Source organism: Roseateles sp. L2-2, assembly GCF_050613215.1.
In the GTDB taxonomy this organism is placed as follows: Bacteria; Pseudomonadota; Gammaproteobacteria; order Burkholderiales; family Burkholderiaceae_C; genus Roseateles; species Roseateles noduli.
Genome location: NZ_CP192509.1, coordinates 2127944 through 2148422, shown reverse-complemented (window position 1 = coordinate 2148422; position 20479 = coordinate 2127944). Strand labels below are relative to the sequence as shown.

General features: G+C 68.0%; 14 protein-coding genes. 5 read left to right on the top strand and 9 right to left on the bottom strand.

Annotated elements, in window-relative coordinates; all coding sequences use genetic code 11:
* Window positions 1–21: 21 nt before the first annotated feature.
* Together ACQZ13_RS09725 and ACQZ13_RS09720 are read right to left on the bottom strand one after the other, a co-directional pair.
* Window positions 22–2151 (bottom strand): ATP-dependent DNA helicase, encoded by a 2130-nt coding sequence (locus ACQZ13_RS09725; protein WP_431051401.1) that lies wholly within the window; start codon window positions 2149–2151, stop codon window positions 22–24.
* Window positions 2138–2434 (bottom strand): DUF465 domain-containing protein, encoded by a 297-nt coding sequence (locus ACQZ13_RS09720; protein WP_431051399.1) that lies wholly within the window; start codon window positions 2432–2434, stop codon window positions 2138–2140. Before ACQZ13_RS09720 ends, ACQZ13_RS09725 begins: the two co-directional genes overlap by 14 nt.
* 52 nt (window positions 2435–2486) lie before the next feature.
* Here ACQZ13_RS09720 and ACQZ13_RS09715 point away from each other — a divergent pair, with 52 nt between their 5' ends.
* Window positions 2487–3254, top strand: a complete 768-nt coding sequence (locus tag ACQZ13_RS09715; RefSeq protein WP_431051397.1) for a PP2C family protein-serine/threonine phosphatase — start codon at window positions 2487–2489, stop codon at window positions 3252–3254.
* Between the two features lie 99 nt (window positions 3255–3353).
* Here the strand turns inward: ACQZ13_RS09715 and ACQZ13_RS09710 are convergent, their stop codons facing one another.
* The 5 genes from ACQZ13_RS09710 to ACQZ13_RS09690 form a co-directional block, all read right to left on the bottom strand.
* Entirely contained in the window at window positions 3354–4022 is a 669-nt protein-coding gene (locus tag ACQZ13_RS09710; RefSeq protein WP_431051395.1) for a hypothetical protein, read from the bottom strand.
* 119 nt (window positions 4023–4141) lie between these two features.
* Window positions 4142–5242 (bottom strand): cell division protein ZapE, encoded by a 1101-nt coding sequence (zapE, locus tag ACQZ13_RS09705; protein WP_088403572.1) that lies wholly within the window; start codon window positions 5240–5242, stop codon window positions 4142–4144.
* Between the two features lie 118 nt (window positions 5243–5360).
* A complete protein-coding gene (lpdA, locus tag ACQZ13_RS09700; protein WP_431051393.1) occupies window positions 5361–6788 on the bottom strand; it encodes a dihydrolipoyl dehydrogenase in 1428 nt (475 codons plus the stop codon).
* 18 nt (window positions 6789–6806) lie between these two features.
* On the bottom strand, window positions 6807–8084 hold the full coding sequence (odhB, locus tag ACQZ13_RS09695; protein WP_431051391.1) for a 2-oxoglutarate dehydrogenase complex dihydrolipoyllysine-residue succinyltransferase: 1278 nt from the start codon (window positions 8082–8084) through the stop codon (window positions 6807–6809).
* 115 nt (window positions 8085–8199) lie between these two features.
* Window positions 8200–11052 (bottom strand): 2-oxoglutarate dehydrogenase E1 component, encoded by a 2853-nt coding sequence (locus ACQZ13_RS09690; protein WP_431051389.1) that lies wholly within the window; start codon window positions 11050–11052, stop codon window positions 8200–8202.
* A 364-nt stretch (window positions 11053–11416) separates the two neighbouring features.
* Between ACQZ13_RS09690 and ACQZ13_RS09685 the strand changes: the two genes are divergently transcribed.
* Window positions 11417–12259, top strand: a complete 843-nt coding sequence (locus ACQZ13_RS09685) for an isopenicillin N synthase family dioxygenase (protein ID WP_431051387.1) — start codon at window positions 11417–11419, stop codon at window positions 12257–12259.
* Window positions 12260–12423: 164 nt separating this feature from the next.
* Here ACQZ13_RS09685 and ACQZ13_RS09680 read toward each other — a convergent pair whose 3' ends face one another.
* Window positions 12424–13551: a branched-chain amino acid ABC transporter substrate-binding protein gene (locus tag ACQZ13_RS09680; protein WP_431051385.1), complete on the bottom strand. Its 1128-nt coding sequence runs from the start codon at window positions 13549–13551 to the stop codon at window positions 12424–12426.
* A 131-nt stretch (window positions 13552–13682) separates the two neighbouring features.
* On the opposite strand from ACQZ13_RS09680, the gene ACQZ13_RS09675 reads away from it, so the two are divergent.
* The 3 genes from ACQZ13_RS09675 to ACQZ13_RS09665 all read left to right on the top strand — a co-directional run bounded on the left by ACQZ13_RS09675 (window position 13683) and on the right by ACQZ13_RS09665 (window position 17627).
* Window positions 13683–14102, top strand: a complete 420-nt coding sequence (locus ACQZ13_RS09675) for a hypothetical protein (RefSeq protein ID WP_431051383.1) — start codon at window positions 13683–13685, stop codon at window positions 14100–14102.
* 70 nt (window positions 14103–14172) lie between these two features.
* Window positions 14173–15810, top strand: coding sequence for an ABC transporter substrate-binding protein (locus ACQZ13_RS09670; RefSeq protein WP_431051381.1), 1638 nt, complete (start codon window positions 14173–14175; stop codon window positions 15808–15810).
* A gap of 191 nt (window positions 15811–16001) precedes the next feature.
* Window positions 16002–17627, top strand: a complete 1626-nt coding sequence (locus tag ACQZ13_RS09665; RefSeq protein ID WP_431051379.1) for an ABC transporter substrate-binding protein — start codon at window positions 16002–16004, stop codon at window positions 17625–17627.
* Here ACQZ13_RS09665 and ACQZ13_RS09660 read toward each other — a convergent pair.
* Window positions 17620–20331 (bottom strand): 2-oxoglutarate dehydrogenase E1 component, encoded by a 2712-nt coding sequence (locus ACQZ13_RS09660; protein WP_431051377.1) that lies wholly within the window; start codon window positions 20329–20331, stop codon window positions 17620–17622. The genes ACQZ13_RS09665 and ACQZ13_RS09660 overlap by 8 nt on opposite strands.
* Window positions 20332–20479: the final 148 nt, after the last annotated feature.

The window sequence follows — 20479 nt, the reverse complement described above, 5'->3', positions numbered from 1 at the left end:
CCTTTGTGCGGGCTTTTTCGTTCAGGCGTCGTGCGAAGCCTTGAGCTCGGCAAGCCACGCCTGCGCCGCCGTCTCATCCGGCACCTGCGTCATCGGGGGCAGCGCCTCGCGCAGCCGCTTGCCGTAGTGCGAGCCCGCCAGGCGCGGATCGCAGACGACCAGCAGGCCGCGGTCGGTCTCGGTCCGGATCAGTCGGCCGGCGCCCTGCTTCAGCGCGATCGCGGCCTCGGCGACGAAGTACTCCATGAAGGGGTTGCGCCCCTCGGACTCCAGCCGCGCGACGCGGGCCTCCACGAGCGGATCGTTGGGCGGCGGGAACGGCAGCTTGTCGATCAGCACGCACTGCAGCGCGTCGCCGGGCACATCGATACCCTCCCAGAAGCTCGCCGAGCCGACCAGCACCGACGCCGGCTGGTCGACGAACTGCTGCAGCAGCTGCCGCTTCGGCATCGTGCCCTGGACCAGCACCTCGATCCGATGGCCGCCTTCCTCGAAGCGCTGGCGCAGCACGTCGGCGACGGTCTGCAATTGCCGCAGCGTCGTCGTCAGGATGAAGGTGCGTCCGCCCAGCCGCGCCGCCAGGCGGGCGCCCAGCCAGCCCACCGATTCGCCGTGATCGGGCTCGGAGGGCTTGGGGAAATGCCTGGGCACGTAGAGCCGCGCATGCGACGCGTAGTCGAACGGACTGCCCACGCGCAGCGTGCGCGCCTGGCCGAGTCCGGCCGGCTCGGTGAACCAGGTGAGCGCGTCGTCCTCGCCCAGCGTCGCCGACGTGAACACCCAGGCCTTGGGCGTGCTGGCGAGCGCTTCCTGCATCGCCTCGCGGATGTCCAGCGGCGATTCCATCAGGCGGACCTGATGCGTCCCGACATCGACCCAGCGCACCGCGCCCGGATCCGGCGGACGCGCGAACAGCTGCGCCGTCTTGTAGAGCTCGACGGCGCGTTCGTGCAGGCGCACGAGGTCCGGGCCGACTTCCATCACTGTCGCCAGGGCGTCCACGCTGAGTTCGACGGCCTGCGTGACCTGCATCAACGCTTCCTCGAAATCGGCACGGCCCGAGCACTCGTTCCAGCGCAGCTTGAGCACGCCGCGCAGCTCGCGTCCTCCGGCGCAGGCCAGTCGCAGCGCGCGCGCCGCGCGCTCGACGCCGCCGGCGATCGCCTGCCATTCCTGCAGCCCGCGCGCATGCGCCAGGCCCTGCGCGAGCATGTCGCGTCCGAAGTCGAACAGCTGCGCGCTGCCCAGCAGGCGGCCGAGGAAGTTCAAGCCCGCCTCGGGCAGCTGATGCGCCTCGTCGAAGATCGCCACCTCGACGCTGGGCAGCAGTTCGGCGACGCCGCTGTCGCGCAGCACCAGGTCGGCGAAGAACAGGTGGTGGTTCACAACGACGAGGTCGGCTTCCATCGCCTCGCGGCGTGCCTTCACGACGTGGCAGTCGCGGTAGGACGGGCAGTCGGTACCCAGGCAGTTGTCGCGCGTGGAGCTGACGATCGGGATCACCGGCGAGCGCTCGTCCATGCCGTCGATCTCGGCGAAGTCGCCGGTGTGCGTCGTCATCGCCCAGCGCTCGATGCGCGCAAGCTGCGCCACGGCGCGCCGATCGGGCAGCTCCGCACTGTGGCGCGCCTGCTGCAGCCGGTGCAAGCAGAGGTAACTCCCGCGCCCCTTCAGCAACGCGGCGCGCAGCGGCAGCGCGAAGGTGTCGAGCAGGCGCGGCAGGTCGCGCATGAAGAGCTGGTCCTGCAGGCTTTTCGTCGCCGTGCTGATCAGCGTGCGGCCGCCGCTGAGCAGCGCCGGCACCAGGTAGGCGAAGGTCTTGCCGACGCCGGTGCCGGCCTCGACGACCAGCGTGTCGCGTCCGGCGATCGCCTGCGCCACGGCCAGCGCCATGCGCTGCTGGGGCTCGCGCGGCGCGTAGCCGGGGCCATGTCGTGACAGCGGGCCGCCGGTGTCGAAGGCGGCGATCACGGACTGCTCCAGCTCGCCCGGACGCAGTTCCTCGGCCGCGGCGCGGGCGCGCGAGGCCGACAGCGCCGGCGATGCCTCGGCGCCGCCCCAGGGGGCTTCCGCCATCAGGTCGTCGGTGGCGTCGTCCGTCAAGGCGTCGAGGGCGGGATCGTGGAGATCGCGGGGATCAGGCGGGCTCATCGGGATCGCTGGCGCGTTCCAGCCGCGCGATCTCGTCGCGCAGGGCCAGGCGTTGCTTCTTCAGCCGACGAAGCGTCAGTTCGTCGACGAGCGGCGCGGTCCGGTCGCCGTCGGTCGTCGTCGCTGCCGTGATGGCGGCGATCGTCGAGACTGCCGGGTCGGGGCGGACATCCTCGCCCACGTGCAAGGCGCCCATCAACGCGTCGATGCGGCCGTCCAGCTCCGCATGGGCGATGCGAAGTTCAATCAGACGGCGCGCGGGAGAGTGAAGTTGTTCATCCATAAACGGGGAACCACCCGACCGGGAAGCCGAGCCGGACGATTATAGTTTTGGGATGAGTCGCAACATCCCAGGCTATCGCCTCAGCGCCGCCACCGGCATCCATCGCGGCGATCGTCTGTACCAGCAGGATCAGGTCCAGGTCATCGCGCATCCCAGACAGAGCGGCTGCGTGCTCGGCATCGTCGCCGACGGCATGGGCGGCAAGAGCGGGGGCCGCAAGGCCGCCGACCAGGTCATCCTCACCGCGCAGCAGCTGTTCGAGCGTTTCGTCCCCGGCGAGGAGGACGAATCCGAACTGCTGCGCCAGATCGTCTCCGAAGCCCACCTGATGATCCGCCTGACGGCGATCTCGGCCGAGGAGGAGCCGCACAGCACGCTGGCGGCCTACCTGCTGACGGCCGACCGGCGCTGCTTCTGGATCCACACCGGCGATTCGCGGATCTACCACTTCCGCGGCCCCAACATGGTGACGCGCTCGCTGGACCAGTCCTACGTGCAGCGCCTGGTCGACGAGGGCCAGATCACCGAGGACGAGGCCCTGGTCCATCCGCAGTCCAACCTGCTCACCGCCTGCCTGGGCACGGTGCAGGAGCCGACGCCGGTCGAGTCCTACATCGACCACCTGGAGCACGGCGACACGCTGATGTGCTGCAGCGACGGGCTGTGGCACTACTTCTCTCCGGCTGAGCTGGGCACGGTGATGCACAGCCTGCCGCCGCGCGACGGCGCCGAGCTGCTGGTCAACAAGGCACGCCAGCGCGCCAAGGGCACCGGCGACAACCTGTCGCTGGCCATCGTTCGGCTGGATCCGCTCGAATAAGACGGCTCACGAGCCACACTCATCAAAGGCGGGCGAGCGCCCTCCCCCAACGAAGAACGCCGGTCCAGCGACCGGCGTTTTGCATGGGGCGTCGGCGCCTCAGGGCTTGGGCAGCGCGCGGATGTCGGAGGCCGACGGCGTCGGCAGATGTGCCGCGGGCGGCTTGGTGTTCCTGCCAACCGGCGCAGACGCCGCGGAGGCAGCCTTCTGCGCCGAACGCGCCTGCTGCTCGCCGGCCATTCTCTGACGGTCCAGCGCCTTGCGCTGCCGCTCGGCGGCCGCTTCGCGGCGCTGGGCCGCGTCGGCCTTGGCCTCAGCCTCCTGCTTCGCCTCGCGGCGCTGATGCAGTTCGGGATTGGCGCGCGGCGTGCGAGCGGCAGGCAGCGCGGGCGTGGACGCCGGCTGAGCCGCCTCGCGCACCGATTCGGTCTTGCGCCAGGCTTCGTCCTGCGCGGCCTCGCGTTCGTTCTTCTCGACGCGCTCGCGCGCCGCGGCGCTGCGACGCAGGCGTTCCTCGGCGTTGACCTGGTGCTCCGCATGGTCCAGCGGACGCAGCTGGCGGATGCGCTCGTCGCGGGCGTCCTCCAGGCAGCCGGTCACGACGAAACGCTGGTTGCACTCGCGCACCTTGGCCTGGTAGGTCTGCTCGATGCGGGCGCGGGCGGCGCCGATCTCGGCGCGGGTCATCTCCGCTGCGCAGGCGGCCGTCGAGACGGCTGCGCCCGACAGCGCCATCGGCAGGAGAACAAGGACGGAGCGGAAAGTCATGGACGCGATCATCGCATCCGGCGACACCGGTTCCGGTGACACGCCGGCCCGTGACTTCCCTACACCCCATTCGGAGGGAGCGACCGCGGCGGCGTCCCACCCGGAGGCGGGCGCTGGCCTCAGGTCAGCCGCGTGTCGACGTCGCGACGTTCCAGTTCGAGGTATTCCTTGGACTGCATCTCCTGCAGCCGCGACACCGTGCGCGGGAACTCGTGCGCCAGCGGGCCTTCGGTGTAGAGCTGCTCCGCCGGCACGGCCGCCGAGATGATCAGCTTCACGCGCCGGTCGTACAGCACGTCCACGAGCAGCGTGAAGCGGCGCGCCTCGCTGGCCAGCCGCGGCGGCATCGCCGGCACGTTGGACAGGATGATGGTGTGGAACTGCGTCGCCAGTTCGAGGTAGTCGTTCTGCGAGCGCGGTCCGCCGCAGAGTTCCGCGAAGTCGAACCACACCACGCCGCCGGCGCGGCGGCGGGAGCGGATCTCGCGGTGCTCGATGTGCAGCACCGGATCCTCGTCGCGCGCCTCGGCGAGCGATTCGAACGCCGTCGTCAGCGCCGTTTCCGTCTCCGCGTTCAGCGGCGTGTGATACAGCTCGACATGCTCCAGCGAGCGCTGCCGGTAGTCGGTGCCGTTGTCGACGTTGATGACTTCCAGGTTCTGCTTCAGCAGCTCGATCGCGGGCAGGATGCGGTCGCGGTGCAGCCCGTTCGGATAGAGCCCGTCGGGATGGAAGTTGGACGTGGTCACGATGGACACGCGGTTCTTGAACAGCGCGTCGAGCAGCCGGTACAGGATCATCGCGTCGGTGACGTCGGCGACGTGGAACTCGTCGAAGCAGATCAGCCGGAAGCGCCGCGCGATGCGCTTGCCGAGCTCGTCCAGCGGATCCTGGATGCCCTTGAGCTCCTGCAGCTCGCGGTGCACCTCGCGCATGAACTCGTGGAAGTGGAGCCGGGTCTTGCGCGTCAGCGGGACCGCCTGGAAGAAGCAGTCCATCAGGAAGCTCTTGCCGCGCCCCACGCCGCCGAACATGTACACGCCGCGCGGCAGCGGCGGCCGCACCAGGAACTTGGTCACCGCGTTGGAACGCCGTGCCTTGTAGTCGGCCCATTCGTCCTGGCAGCGCTGCAGCGAGGCGACGGCGCGCAGCTGCGCCGCGTCGGCGGTGTAGCCGCGCTCGGCCAGGGTCTGGTGATAGAGCTCGGTGACGGTGGTCATGCGATGGTCGTGCGGGCGGCGTTCATCTCAACACGGAAACAGAAGGGACAGGACAAGAAAAAAGGGGCGACTCGTCGCCGCCCCTTGTTCACGCATCCGATGCGCTTCGAGCCGGAGCTCAGAAGTTCAGCGTGCGCTTGTCGATGGCCAGGGCCGCTTCCTTGGTCGCTTCGCTCAGCGACGGGTGCGCGTGGCAGATGCGGGCGATGTCCTCGGCCGAGGCCTTGAACTCCATCGCGACCACGGACTCGGCGATCAGTTCCGAGGCCATCGGGCCGATGATGTGCACGCCCAGGATCTCGTCGGTCTTGGCGTCGGCCAGGAACTTGACGAAGCCGGTCGTGTCGCCCAGCGCGCGGGCGCGGCCGTTGGCCAGGAACGGGAACTGGCCCGCCTTGTAGGCCACGCCGTCCGCCTTCAGCTGCTGCTCGGTCTTGCCCACCCACGCGATCTCGGGGCTGGTGTAGATCACCCACGGGATGGTGTTGAAGTTGACGTGACCGTGCTGGCCGGCGATGCGCTCGGCCACGGCAACGCCTTCTTCCTCGGCCTTGTGCGCCAGCATCGGGCCGCGCACCACGTCGCCGATGGCCCAGACGCCCGGGAGGTTGGTCTTGCACTCGTCGTCGACGATCACGGCGCCGCGCTCATCGAGCTTCAGGCCGACGGCTTCGGGGTTCAGGCCGATGGTGTTGGCGGTCCGGCCGATCGAGACGATCAGCTTGGCCACCGCCAGCGTCTGCTCGCCGCCCTTGGCGTCGGTGTACTTCACCGTGACGCCGTCCTTGCCGTTCTCGACGGACGTGATCTTCACGCCCAGCTCGATGTTCAGGCCCTGCTTCTTGAAGACCTTGGCGGCTTCCTTGGCGACGGACTCGTCGGCGGCGCCCAGGAAGGCGGGCAGCGCTTCCAGGATCGTCACTTCCGAACCCAGGCGGCGCCACACCGAGCCCATTTCCAGGCCGATGACGCCGGAGCCGATCACGCCCAGCTTCTTCGGCACGGCCGGGATGCGCAGCGCGCCGTCGTTCGACAGGATGTTGGTCTCGTCGAACGGGGCACCCGGCAGCTGGCGGGCGTTGGAGCCGGTGGCGACGATCACGTGCTTGGCCGTGATGGTCTCTTCAGCCGCGCCGGCGACCTTCAGCTCGTACGCGCCGTCCTTCGCCGCCACGAACGAGCCGCGGCCGTGGAAGAAGGTGACCTTGTTCTTCTTGAACAGGTACTGCACGCCGTCGTTGTTCTGCTTCACGACGGCGTCCTTGCGACCGACCATCTTGGCGATGTCGATCTTCAGGTCGTTCATCGAGATGCCGTGGTCGGCGAAGCCGTGGCCGGCGTGCTCGAAGTGCTCGCTGGACTGCAGCAGGGCCTTGGACGGGATGCAGCCGACGTTGGTGCAGGTGCCGCCCAGGGCGGGACCGCCCTTGTCGTTCTTCCACTCGTCGATGCAGGCCGTGTTGAAGCCCAGCTGCGCCGCGCGGATCGCCGCGATGTAGCCGCCGGGGCCGCCGCCGATGACGACGACGTCGAATTGCTTGCTCATGTGTCGTTCGTCCTTGGCTTAGATGTCGAACAGGAGGCGCGACGGATCTTCCAGCGCGTCCTTCATGGCGACCAGGCCCAGCACGGCTTCGCGGCCGTCGATGATGCGGTGGTCGTAGGACATCGCCAGGTAGTTGATCGGGCGGATCACGATCTGGCCGTTCTCGACGACGGCGCGGTCCTTGGTCGCGTGCACGCCCAGGATGGCCGACTGCGGCGGGTTGATGATCGGGGTCGACAGCATCGAGCCGAAGGTGCCGCCGTTGGAGATCGAGAAGGTGCCGCCGGTCATCTCTTCGATGCCGAGCTTGCCTTCCTGGGCCTTCTTGCCGAACTCGGCGATCTTCTTCTCGATGTCGGCGAAGCTCATCTGGTCCGCATTGCGCAGGATGGGCACGACCAGGCCGCGCGGCGAGCCGACGGCGATGCCGATGTCGAAGTAGCCGTGGTAGACGATGTCGTTGCCGTCGACCGAGGCGTTCAGCACCGGGTACTTCTTCAGCGCGTGCACGGCGGCCTTCACGAAGAAGCTCATGAAGCCCAGCTTCGTGCCGTGTTCCTTGGTGAAGCTGTCCTGGAACTTCTTGCGCAGCTCCATCACCGGGGCCATGTTCACTTCGTTGAACGTGGTCAGGATGGCGTTGGTCGACTGCGATTGCAGCAGGCGCTCGGCGATGCGGGCGCGCAGGCGGCTCATCGGCACGCGCTGCTCCGGACGGTCACCCAGGTTGGCGGACACCGGCGCGGCGACAGCCTGCAGCGGCGCCTTGGCCGGGGCGGCCGGGGCCTGCACCGGCGCGGGGATCGTGGCCGGCTTGGCGCCGCCTTCGATCGCGCCCAGCACATCGCCCTTGGTCACGCGGCCATCCTTGCCGGTGCCCGGGACGGAGCCGGCGGCCAGGTTGTTGTCGGCCATGATCTTCGCGGCGGCGGGCATCGCGACGCCGGCCTTGCTGTCCGACGAGGCGGCGGCGGCAGCCGGGGCGGGAGCAGCAGCAGCAGCAGCAGCGGCAGGTGCCGGGGCGGCAGCGGCCGGAGCGGCGGCGCCGGCCTTGCCTTCGGAGTCGATCTTGGCGATGACCTGGTCCGAGGTGACGGTGCCGCCGTCGGCGACGACCAGCTCGGCCAGCACGCCGGCGGACGGTGCCGGCACTTCGAGCACGACCTTGTCGGTCTCGATCTCGATCAGGATCTCATCGATGGCCACGGCGTCGCCGGGCTTCTTCTTCCACGTGAGCAGGGTCGCTTCGGCGACCGATTCGGACAGCTGGGGGACTTTGACTTCAACGATTGCCATGATGTTTGTTCTCTCGGTTTTTCAGTAAACCGGAGCCTTGCGCCTGCCGGTCGCCGGGGAGCGTGTGCCCGTCCCCGGCGCCGGTGTCATTGCGGCGCGCGGCGTCCGCAATGACTCACTTGGTCAGCACGAAACCCTTCAGCTTGCCGAAGGCCTGTTCCAGCAGCGCCTTCTGCTGTTCCTGGTGCAGGTGGGCGTAGCCGACGGCCGGCGAGGCCGAGGCGGGGCGGCCCGCGTAGCCGAGCTTCTGGCCGTCGGCCATGTTCTCGTGGATGTAGTGCTGCACGAAGAACCAGGCGCCCTGGTTCTGCGGCTCGTCCTGGCACCACACGATCTCGGCCAGGTTGGGGTACTTCTTCAGCTCGGCCGCGAACGCCTTGTGCGGGAACGGGTACAGCTGCTCGACGCGGATGATCGCGACGTCCTTCTTGTCGCCGCGGGCCTTGATCAGGTCGTAGGCCACCTTGCCGGAGCAGGCGATCACGCGCTTGACCTTGCTGGCGTCGATCTCGGTGCTCGTCTCGCCGATGACGGTGCGGAACTCACCCTTGGTGAACTCGCTGACCGGCGAGGTGGCGTCCTTGGCGCGCAGCAGCGACTTGGGCGTCAGGATGACCAGAGGCTTGCGGAACATGCGCAGCATCTGGCGACGCAGCAGATGGAAGATCTGCGACGCGGTCGTCGGCTGGACGATCTGCATGTTGTTGTCGGCGGCCAGCTGCATGAAGCGCTCCAGGCGGGCCGAGCTGTGCTCGGGGCCCTGGCCTTCGTAGCCGTGCGGCAGCATCATCGTCAGGCCGTTGGAGCGGCCCCACTTCACCTCGCCCGAGGCGATGAACTGGTCGATGACGACCTGCGCGCCGTTCACGAAGTCGCCGAACTGCGCTTCCCAGATGGTCAGCGTGTGCGGGTCGGCGGCGGCGTAGCCGTATTCGAAGCCCAGGACGGCCTCTTCCGACAGGATCGAGTCGATCACGACGAACGGGGCCTGGCCTTCCGCGACGTTCTGCAGCGGGATGTAGATGCCTTCGTCGAAGCGCTCGCGGTTCTGGTCGTGCAGCACCGCGTGGCGGTGGGTGAACGTGCCGCGGCCGCAGTCTTCGCCGGACAGGCGGATCGGATAACCCGAGGCCACCAGCGAGGCGAAGGCCATGTGCTCGCCCATGCCCCAGTCGACGTTGACGTCGCCGCGACCCATGGCCGCGCGGTCGGCGATGACCTTCTCCACCAGCGTGTGGGCCTTGAAGCCGCCCGGCAGCGTCGTGACCTTCTCGGCCAGGCGCTTCCATTCGGCCACCGGCAGCGCGGTGTCGCAGCTGTCGGTCCACTTCTTGCCGAGGAACGGGGTCCAGTCGGTCGCGTACTTGCTCTTGAAGTTGGTCAGCACCGGGTCGACGGTGTGACGGCCTTCGTCCATCGCGGCGCGGAAGGCCTTGACCATGCCGTCCGGACCTTCGGCGTCCAGCACGCCCTGGGCCACCAGCTTGTCGCCGTACAGGCGGCGGGTGCCGGGGTGCTTGGCGATGGTCTTGTACATCAGCGGCTGCGTCAGCGCGGGCGTGTCCTGCTCGTTGTGGCCCAGCTTGCGGAAGCAGACGATGTCGACGACGACGTCCTTCTTGAACTGCTGACGGTACTCCAGCGCCAGCTGCGTGCACAGCACGACCGCTTCCGGATCGTCGCCGTTCACGTGCAGCACCGGGGCCTCGATCATCTTGACGACGTCGGAGCAGTACAGCGTCGAGCGCGTGTCGCGCGGGTCGCTGGTGGTGAAGCCGATCTGGTTGTTGATGACGATGTGGACGGTGCCGCCGGTGTAGTAGCCGCGCGTCTGCGCCAGCGCCAGCGTCTCCATCACGACGCCCTGGCCGGCGAAGGCCGCGTCGCCGTGCACCAGCACGGGCAGCACCTGCTCGCCGGTCTTGTCGCCGCGACGGTCCATGCGCGCCTTGACCGAGCCCTCGACGACCGGGTTCACGATCTCCAGGTGCGAGGGGTTGAAGGCCAGGCTCAGGTGGACGGGGCCGCCGGGGGTGGTCACGTCGCTGGAGAAGCCCTGGTGGTACTTCACGTCGCCGGACGGCAGATCTTCAGGGGCAGTGTGGTCGAACTCGGCGAACAGGTCCTTGGGCATCTTGCCCAGGGTGTTGACCAGCACGTTCAGGCGGCCGCGGTGGGCCATGCCGATCACGATCTCCTGGACGCCGCGCACGCCGGCGCACTTCACCAGCTCGTCCATCGAGACGATGAAGCTTTCGCCGCCTTCCAGCGAGAAACGCTTCTGGCCGACGTACTTCGTGTGCAGGTAGCGCTCCAGGCCTTCGGCGGCCGTCAGGCGCTCCAGGATCTGCTGCTTCTTCTCGGCCGTGTAGGTCGGCTTGCTGCGGATCGCCTCCAGGCGCTCCTGCCACCAGCGCTTCTCGGTCGGCTCGGTGACATGCATGAACTCGGCGCCGACGGAGCCGCAGTAGGTGTCACGCAAGGCCTGCACGATCTCGCGCAGGGTCATGCGCTCGGCCTTGGTGAAATAGGTGTTGGTCGCGCTGAAGGTGCGGTCCATGTCGGCTTCGGTGAGGCCGTAGGACGAGGGTTCCAGTTCCGCGATCTTGGCGCGTTCGGTGCGCTTCAAGGGGTCCAGGTCGGCCCAGCGCGAGCCCAGCGTGCGGTACGCGGCGATCAGCGACTGGACGTGCACCTGCTTGCCGGCCACTTCGAGCTCGGCGGAGGACACCTTGTTGTTGAGCGCGTTGGCCTTGGCGCGTTGCGCGAAGGACTCGACGACGGGGGCGTGAGGCACATCCCGCTTGTCGCTGCCGTCCACCGCGGGGACGTGCTGCAGCGCGTCGAAGTAGGCGCGCCAGTTGTCGGGCACGGCGCCCGGGTTGTCGAGGTACTGCTCGTACATCTCCTCGACGTAGGGAGCATTGCCCCCGAACAGGTAGGAGTTCGAGCTGTATTGCTGCATCATCTTTCGCTCACCTCTGCCCCGGCTTCCGGAGCTATCGGCTGGTTATGAACCTTCCGCGACACGGCTTGACCGGTTGGCGGATTGCGACCCGCCTTTGCTGTTGCCAGAAAAGGGGTACGGGAAGGACCTGAAGTCACAAGCGCAGGACTGTAGCACCACGCTGGAACCCTTGCTGTTGCTGGTTCGCCCACATCTTGTGCGCCCTGTCCACGACAGGGATCAAGCGAACAGATCGTCACATCGGCCTCACACCCGGAATCGACTCACAAACGTTTGCGAGGCAGCAACTCCAAGCAGTAGACTGCGGGTTGGCGTACCGCCCCGACATTGAATGGCGGACTGCCCGGGACACAGGAGATCCCACATGCAAGTTCGAGTCGTCGACTACCGCGCCGCGGATGCGGCCGAGCAATTCACCCGCTCCCTGCACGAGACAGGCTTCGGCGTCCTGGTGAACCACCCGCTGCCCCAGGAACTGGTCGAGAAGATCTACGCCGACTGGCTGGCCTACTTCAACGGGACCGAGAAGCACGAGCTGGCGTTCTCCAAGGAGACACAGGACGGCTACTTCTCCACCGAGATCTCGGAGACCGCCAAGGGCCACACGCAGAAGGACATCAAGGAGTACTTCCACATCTATCCGTGGGGAAGGATCCCGGCGTCGCTGAAGGACGACGCGATGCGCTACTACCGCATCGCCAACGACCTGGCGGCGGAGCTGCTGTCGTGGGTGGAGAAGCACACCCCGGCCGACATCGCGAAGAACTATCGCGAGCCGCTGTCCAACATGATCAAGGACAGCCGGCTGACGCTGCTGCGCGTGCTGCGGTATCCGCCGCTGACCGGCAACGAGCCGGCCGGCTCGCTGCGGGCGGCGGCGCATGGCGACATCAACCTGCTCACCATCCTGCCGGCGGCCAACGAGCCTGGGCTGCAGGTCCAGGGCAAGGACGGCGAATGGGTCGACGTGCCGGGCGACTTCGGCATGCTGATCATCAACATCGGCGACATGCTGCAGGAAGCGTCGCAGGGCTACTACCCGTCGACGCAGCACCGCGTGGTCAACCCGACCGGCGAAGGCGCGAAGAAGAGCCGCGTCTCGCTGCCGCTGTTCCTGCATCCGCGCGAGGACGTGATCCTGTCGGATCGCTACACCGCGCACGAGTATCTGGAAGAGCGGCTGCGGGAGCTGGGTGTCAAGACCTGACACCTGGCGCACTGCCACCGCCGCTGACCCTCACCCCTGCCCTCTCCCGCAAGCGGGAGAGGGAGTCCGATCGGCTCCACTCGCGGCGTTGGCTCCTCTTGCCCCCTCTCCCGCTTGCGGGAGAGGGTTGGGGTGAGGGCCAGCGGCCTCACGCAGTCAGCAGATCACAGGCTCTTCAACGGCACGACGTCCTTGCCCTTGAGCGTGAACACCGTGACGGCGGACGACTTCAGGTCGTGCTTGTCGTCATAGGCGTACTCGCCGGCCACGCCGGCGTAGCTCGACTTCGCCAGGTGTTCGCCGACCTTCTTCGGATCGGTGGACTGCGTCGCCTCGATCGCGCCGGCCAGCAGATGCGCGCCGTCATAGAACGACGCCGCGTAGGTCAGCGGATCGCGCTTGAACTCGGCCTTGTACTTGTCCAGGAACTGCTTGCCCTTGGCGCTGCGGTCGATCAGCGCGCCGCCTTGCGTGCAGTACGCGTTCAGGTCGTTCGCGATCTGCGACAGCGTCGCGGTTTCCGACGAGCAGATGCCGTCGCCGCCCAGCAGCGGCGCCGTGATGCCGAGCCCGCGCATCTGGCGCAGCATCGGACCGCCCTGCGCCGAGTAGCCGCCGTAGAACACGGCGTCGGGCTTGGCGGCCTTCACGGCGGTCAGGATGCTGCTGAAGTCCGTGGCCTTGTCGTTGGTGAACTCCTTGGACACGACCTTGATGCCGAGCTTGGTCGCCTGCGCGGTGAACTCCTGCGCGACGCCCTGGCCGTAGGCGGTGCGGTCGTCGATGACGGCGACCGTCTTCACCTTCAGGTCCTGCGCCGCGTACACGGCCATTTTCGCGCCGAGCTGGTTGTCGGTCGCGCCGATGCGGAACAGGTTGGACTGGTTGGGCTGCTGCGTGATGCGCGGGTTGGAGGCCACCGTCAGCACGATCACGCCGCCGTCGGAAAACACACGCGAGGCCGGCATGGTCACGCCCGAGTTGTAGGGCCCGAGCACGAACTTGATCTTCTTGTCGACCAGCGCCTGCGCCACCTGCACGCCCTGGCGCGGATCGGCCACGTCGTCGTTGACGTCGAGCTCGAACACCACCGGCTTGCCGCCGACCTTCACGCCCTTGGCGTTCAGTTCCTTGATGGCCAGCGCCGCGCCGTCGCGGTTGTCGATGCCGTAGCCGGCCTGCGGGCCGGTGACCGGGCTCATGAAGCCGATGCGGATGCGCTCCTGCGCGTGGGCGCCCAGCGCGGCGAAGCCGGCGGCGAGCACCAGCAGTTTCAGAGAGAACTTCTTCATATGTCTTCCTCGGTAAGGTCTTCCCCGGTAAGGGAGAGGTCGAGTCTACGTAATGGCGCCGGGGAGCGACTGCGGCGCGGCGTGGCAGCACGACCGTGAAAGAGGCGACGCGCGCCCGTCTACAGTGCGGCATGTCCTCCCGAACAGGCAGCGTCATCTGGATCCGTCCGGAAGCGCCACCCAAACCCGCCGTCGGCGCGCCGTGCAACGGCTGCGGCGTGTGCTGCCTGGCCGAGCCCTGCCCGCTCGGCATGCTGGTCAGCCTGAAGCGCGAAGGCGCGTGCCGTGCGCTGCAATGGTCCGAGAACGACCGGCAGTACCGATGCGGCATGCTGGTGCATCCGACGCGCTATGTTGGGTTGCGAACATTCAAGCCGGAAGGGCTCGTCAACCGGCTGATCCGCCGCTACGCGCGACGCATGATCGCCGCGGGCATCGGCTGCGATGCGGACATCGAGCCGATGACTGCGCCGGCCACGCCCTCCGCGACCACCCCGCCGGCCTCCGTCGTCTCGACGCCGAGACCTCCGTCATCCCCGGAGAAGCGCTAAGCAACGCCTGCCCCCGTCGGGCATAGCATGGGCCGAGCATCGCCTGACCAGGCTTCATCGGAGTCCGCCCATGTCCCGCATCCAGACATCCCGCATCCAGACATTCCGCTTCCCGACAACGTCCCGCTTCGTCCGCGCCCGCATGGCGCTCTCGCTGGCACTCGCATTCGGCACGATGGCCGCAGCGCCGGGCGCGCACGCCGTGGCGCTGCGCTGGGCCGCGCAGAACGACGTGCTGACGCTGGACCCGCACTCGCAGGATCACACGACCACCAGCGCGATCCTGCAGCACGCCTACGAGGGCCTGACCCGCTACAACGAACAGTGGGAGGTCGAGCCCTGCCTGGCCACGAAGTGGACGCCGATCAGCCCGACGCAGGTGCGCTTCGAGCTGCGCAAGGGCGTGAAGTTCCACGACGGCTCGCCCTTCACCGCGGACGACGTGATCTTCAGCTTCGACCGCGTCCGCCAGCCGCAGGGCACGATGCAGATCTACGTCACCGGCATCAAGGAGATCAAGAAGATCGATGACTTCACCGTCGACCTGATCCTCGACTCGCCGCAGCCCATCCTGCTGCGCAACCTGGTCGACTTCCGGATCATGAGCAAGGTCTGGGCGGAGAAGAACAAGGCGACGCAGATGGCCGATTACAAGGCCAAGGACGAGAACTACGCCAGCCGCCATACCGACGGCACCGGCCCGTACGAGATCACCTCCTGGCAGCCCGACCAGAAGATCTCGATGACGATCAACAAGGGCTGGTGGGACAAGAACAAGGGCAACATCACCGAGGTGAGCTACATCCCGATCAAGTCGGATCCGACGCGCGTCGCGGCGCTCACCTCGGGCGACGTGGACCTGCTGACCGAGGTCCCGACGCAGGACGTCGCCGCGGTGAAGGCCGATCCGAAACTCAAGTCGATCGAGGGACCCGAGACCCGCACCATCTTCTTCGCGATGGACCTGGGCAGCGACGAACTGCGCGGCGCCTCCGTGAAGGGCAAGAACCCCTTCAAGGACATCCGCGTGCGCGAAGCGCTCTCCATCGCCATCGACCGCGAGGCGATCAAGCGCAGCATCATGCGCGGCATGTCGGTGCCGGCCTCGCTGATGGTCCCGCCCGGCGTCAACGGCTACGACGCCGCGCTGGACAAGCCCGCCAAGCCCGACCTGGTCCGCGCGAAGAAGCTGCTCGCCGACGCCGGCTATCCGAACGGCTTCGAGCTGCCGCTGAACTGCCCCAACAACCGCTACGTCAACGACGAGAAGGTCTGCCTGGCCGTGGTCTCGATGTGGAGCAAGATCGGCGTGACCGCGCGGCTGACCGCGCAGCCGATGTCGCAGCACAGCCAGCTGTTCCAGCGCTTCGAGGCGCCGCTGTACATGCTGGGCTGGGGCGTGTCGACGATGGACGCGCTCTACTCGCTGCAGGCGCTGGCCCGCACCCGCAGCGGCGGCGCGGACGGCAGCTTCAACTTCTCCAAGGTCAGCGATCCGGCGCTCGACAAGCTGATCGACGCCGCCAAGAGCGAGATCGACATCCCCAAGCGCAACGCGCTGCTGCGCGACGCGCTGGTGCGCACGCGCGACCAGTACCTCTTCATTCCCCTGCACCACCAGGTGCGCCCGTGGGCGATGCGCGCCAACCTGCAGACGCTGCACCGCTCCAACGACCGGCCGGAAGCGCGGTTCACGACGATCAAGTGAGCGCGTGACCGGACCCGCGTGACCGGACCTGCGTCACGCGGAATCCGGATGTCCTTCCTCGGCGGCTGGATTTTCCGGTCCGCCCTTGGGGCAATCCCCAGGGTGGACCGGCCTCCTGACGACAGCCCCGGCGGCTAGCATCCAGGCGACTTCACGTTTGCTTAACGACGTTGCCAAGGGAGCTACCGCTCATGTCGAGGAACCACTCCGGATCGATCCGATCCGCTCGTACCACCCGTGCCGCTCGCACCGCTCTGACCGCCCTGTGCATCGCCGCGCTCGCGGCGACGGTCGGGGTCACCCATGCCGCGCCGCTGCGCTGGGCTGCCCAGAACGACGTGCTGACCCTGGATCCGCACTCTCAGAACCACAGCACGACCAACGCGATCTCGATGCACGCCTACGAGGGCCTGACGCGTTACGACCGCCAGTACCAGGTCGAGCCCTCGCTGGCCACCAAGTGGACGCAGGTCAGTCCGACGCAGGTCCGCTTCGAGCTGCGCAAGGGCGTCAAGTTCCACGACGGCTCGCCCTTCACCGCGGACGACGTCGTGTTCTCCTTCCATCGGATCAAGCAGCCGGTCGGCACCATGCATCCGTTCGTGGCCGGCGTCACCGACATCAAGAAGGTCGACAGCCACACCGTGGACGTGATCCTGGGCGCGCCCAACCCGATCCTGCTGCGCCAGTTCGTCGACTTCCGCATCATGAGCAAGACCTGGGCGGAGAAGAACAAGGCGACCAACCTGCCGGACTTCAAGGCCAAGGAAGAGACCTTCGCGACGCGCAACGCCAACGGCACCGGCCCGTACCGGATCACCGGCTGGCAGCCGGACCAGCGCATCACCATGGTCCAGAACAAGGAGTGGTGGGACGCGAAGAACGCGACCAACGTCGACGAGGTCGTCTACACGCCGATCAAGTCCGACCCGACGCGCGTCGCGGCACTGCTGTCGGGCGACGTGGACCTGCTGTCCGACATCCCGACGCAGGACGTGGGCCGGCTCAAGGCCGATCCGAAGCTCAGCGTCGCGGAGGGCAGCGAGACGCGCACGATCTTCATCGGCATGGACCAGGGCAGCGAGCAGCTCAAGGGCAGCAGCGTGACCGGCAAGAACCCGTTCAAGGACAAGCGCGTGCGCGAGGCGATGTCCCTGGCCATCGACCGCGAGGCGATCAAGCGCGCGACGATGCGCGGGCTGTCGGTGCCGGCCGGCATCATGGTCGCACCGGGCGTGAACGGCAACGCGCCGGACATCGACGTGCCGACCAAGGTCGACGCCGAACGCGCGAAGAAGCTGCTCGCCGAGGCCGGCTACCCGAACGGCTTCGACGTGCCGATGAACTGCCCCAACAACCGCTACGTCAACGACGAGGAGATCTGCCTCGCCGTGGTGTCGATGTGGAGCAAGGTCGGCATCAAGGCGCGGCTGCAGACCGAGTCCTTCAGCACCTTCAGCCCGAAGCTGCAGGCCTTCGAGTACCCGCTGTTCCTGTACGGCTGGGGCGTGCCGACGTATGACGCGCTGTACACGATGCAGTCGCTGGCGCGCACGCGCGCGGGCGGCGCGGACGGCAGCGGCAACTACTTCCGGCTGAGCGACGCGAAGCTGGACCAGATCATCGATGCGGCGAAGGTCGAGGGCGACGTGACCAAGCGCAACGCGCTGCTGAAGGAGGGCCTCGTGCGCATCCGCGACGAGGTCTTCTTCATCCCGCTTCACCACCAGGTGCGCCCATGGGCGATGAAGAAGAGCGTCACCACGCCGCATCGCTCCGACGACCGGCCGGAGGCGCGGTTCACGACGATCAAGTGAGGAAGGCCCGGCGGACCAACTCCGCCTGCTGCCACCGGTGGATCACCGGCGAAGCCGTGGCGCCCGCTGCGGTCACGGCGCGGGAGACCTCGCGCAGTCGGGCGCCGGTAGGCAGGAGCGCTTCCAGTTCATCGCGGACGAAGTGCCACGGTCCCTGGTTGCGCGTCTCTTCCTGCGTCCACACGATCTCCTCGACGAGCGGGTAGCGTTGCAGCACCGCCGCCAGCGCCTCGCGCGGGAACGGGTAGAGCTGCTCGACACGCACCAGCGCCGTCGCGCCGGCCATCGGATCGGCGAGCGAGCCCGCCATCGCCTGCCGCGCGCTCAGCAGGTCGTAGTGCACCTTGCCGCTGCTCAGCACGATGCGCCGCACGCCGCCGGCCTGCGCATCGTCGACGGTGTCGTCGTCCAGTACCGGTTCGAAGCCACGGGCCGCGAGCACGCCGATCGGCGTGTGGCTGCGCGGCTCCGCCAGCAGCACCGCCTTGGGCGTCATCACGATCAGCGGCTTGCGCACTGGATCCAACGCCTGACGCTGCAGAAGCGCCGCGTACTGACCCGACGTCGACGGCATCGCCACGCGCAGGTTGTCCGCGCCGCACAGCTGCAGGAGGCGTGCGAGGAAACCGTTCGAGTGCTCTGGCCCCACGCCCTCGTAGCCGTGCGGCAGCAGCACGGTCAGCGCGGAGGTGTCGCCCCACTTCTCCTCGCCGGAACTGAGGTACTGGTCGAGGTAGACCTGCGCCCCGTTGACGAAGTCGCCGAACTGCGCCTCCCACACGGTCATCACGTCGCGCGCCTGCACGCTGTGCCCGTACTCGAAACCGAGCACCGCCTCTTCCGCCAGCAGCGAGTTGACGACCTCCAGGCGCGCGCCTTCGGAGGCGAAGCGCGACAACGGCGTCCACGTCGAGGGTGCACCGATTCGAGGATCGCCACGCTTCTCTCCCTCACCTGCGACCGACAGGCTGCCTGTATCGACCTCGCGTCCCTGGTGATGCCACACCGCATGCCGATGCAGGAAAGTGCCGCGCTGCACGTCCAGGCCGGAGATCCGAACGCCCACGCCCGCACGCAGGACCTGCGCCCAGGCGAGCGTCTCCGCCGTGCACCAGTCGGCGGGACGGCGTGCGTCGTCGGCCATCCCGCGCCATCGGCTCGCTTGATCGCGCAGGAGATCGTGCGGCTCGAAACCTTCAGGCAGTTGCGCCAACGCTTCCAGGACATCGTGCAGATCGCCGATGGGCGCGCGCTTCTCCGAGGTCGGTGTCGCGTCATCCACCAGCGGCGCGGCGCTGTCGAGCGGTCGCGTCGGATCGAAGGCGTCCACCTCCGCGACGATGGCCGCGACGTCTTCAACGAGAAGCCGCTTGTCCGCCGTCAGACGTTCCGCATACAGCGCCGTCACGCCCGCCTTCGCCGGCATGCGTCGGTACAGCGCCGGACTGGTGAGCAGCGGCACGTCGTGCTCCGAGTGGCCCAGGCGCCGATAGCCGACCAGATCGATCACCACGTCGGTGCCGAAGCGCGCGCGGTAGTCGACCGCGAGCCGCGCCGCGCGCAGCACCGCCTCCGGATCGTCGGCATGCACGCGCAGCACCGGCGCGTCCACACCGCGCGTCGCATCGGTGCAATAGCGCGCCGAGGTCGCATCCATCGGATTCGGCTCCGTGAATCCCAGCTGGTTGTTGATGACGACGTGGATCACGCCGCCCACTTCGTAGCCCTGCTTCAGACCGAGCGCCAAGGTCTCCATCACCACGCCCTGCCCTGCGAAAGCGGCGTCGCCGTGCATCACCACGGCCATGCAGCGCTCCGGCCGGTCGCCCGCCGCGGAGCGCGCCGCGCGCGCCATGCCAACGACCACCGGGTAGACGCTCTGCAGGTGCGACGGGTTGCTCGCCAGGCGCAGGCGCACCGCGCCGTGCGCCGTCTGCACGCGCGAAGTGCCGCCCAGGTGATAGACGAGGTCGCGCTGCCGCTCCGGATGCGCCGGCGCGGGTTCGAAGTAGTCGATCAGCGCGTCGACGGGATGCCCCATCAGATTGGCCAGCACATTCACGCGGCCGCGATGCGGCATGCCCACCAGCACCTGGTCCACGCCCTGCGCCACCGCCGCTTCCAGCAGGGTGTCGAGCAGGGGGAGCAGCGCCTCGTTGCCTTCCAGCGAGAAGCGCTTGCCATGCGGGAAGCGCCTCGCCAGATGACGCTCCCAGCCTTCGACGCGCGCCAGCCGGCGTAGCAGCGCGCTCGCCGCGTCGGCGGACAGCGGCGCGTCGTCCGACTCGAAACGGGCGCTCCACCACGCGCGACGGGACTCGTCGCGCACGGCGCTCAGATCGAGCGTCAAGGATCCGCAGTAGAGCGCGCCCAATCGCCGATGCAGCGCTGCCGCCTCGGCGACGCCGAGGACCATGGTGCCGTCATCGGCCACCGCGTCATCGGGCCTCAGACCGAAACGAAGCAGGTTGAAGGCGTCGTCGGCGCCGGATTCGTCAAGCGCATCACCCAGCGGATCGAGCCGCGCATGGCGATGCCCGTGTTGACGGAACGCCTCGATCAGCGCGGCGATGCCGGGCCTCAGGCGCGCTGAAGAAGACGTGGAAGCGGCTGACGATGCGCTCGCGTCCGACGGATCGGTGTCGCGATCGAAGCGGCAGCGGAGCGCCCAGGCGTGGCGCCCGAACGAGGTGTTCACGGACATGTCGACTCCCTTGACGTTGACTGACTCGGCTCGGATGAGCCCTGCTCGTCACGCCTCGCGGGCGACCCCCGGCGCTCTGCGGCACCTGTGCCGATCCCTCGCGGCCTTCGCAGGCCGGCGATCGATCGACGGTCGGATCCTCCCGGGC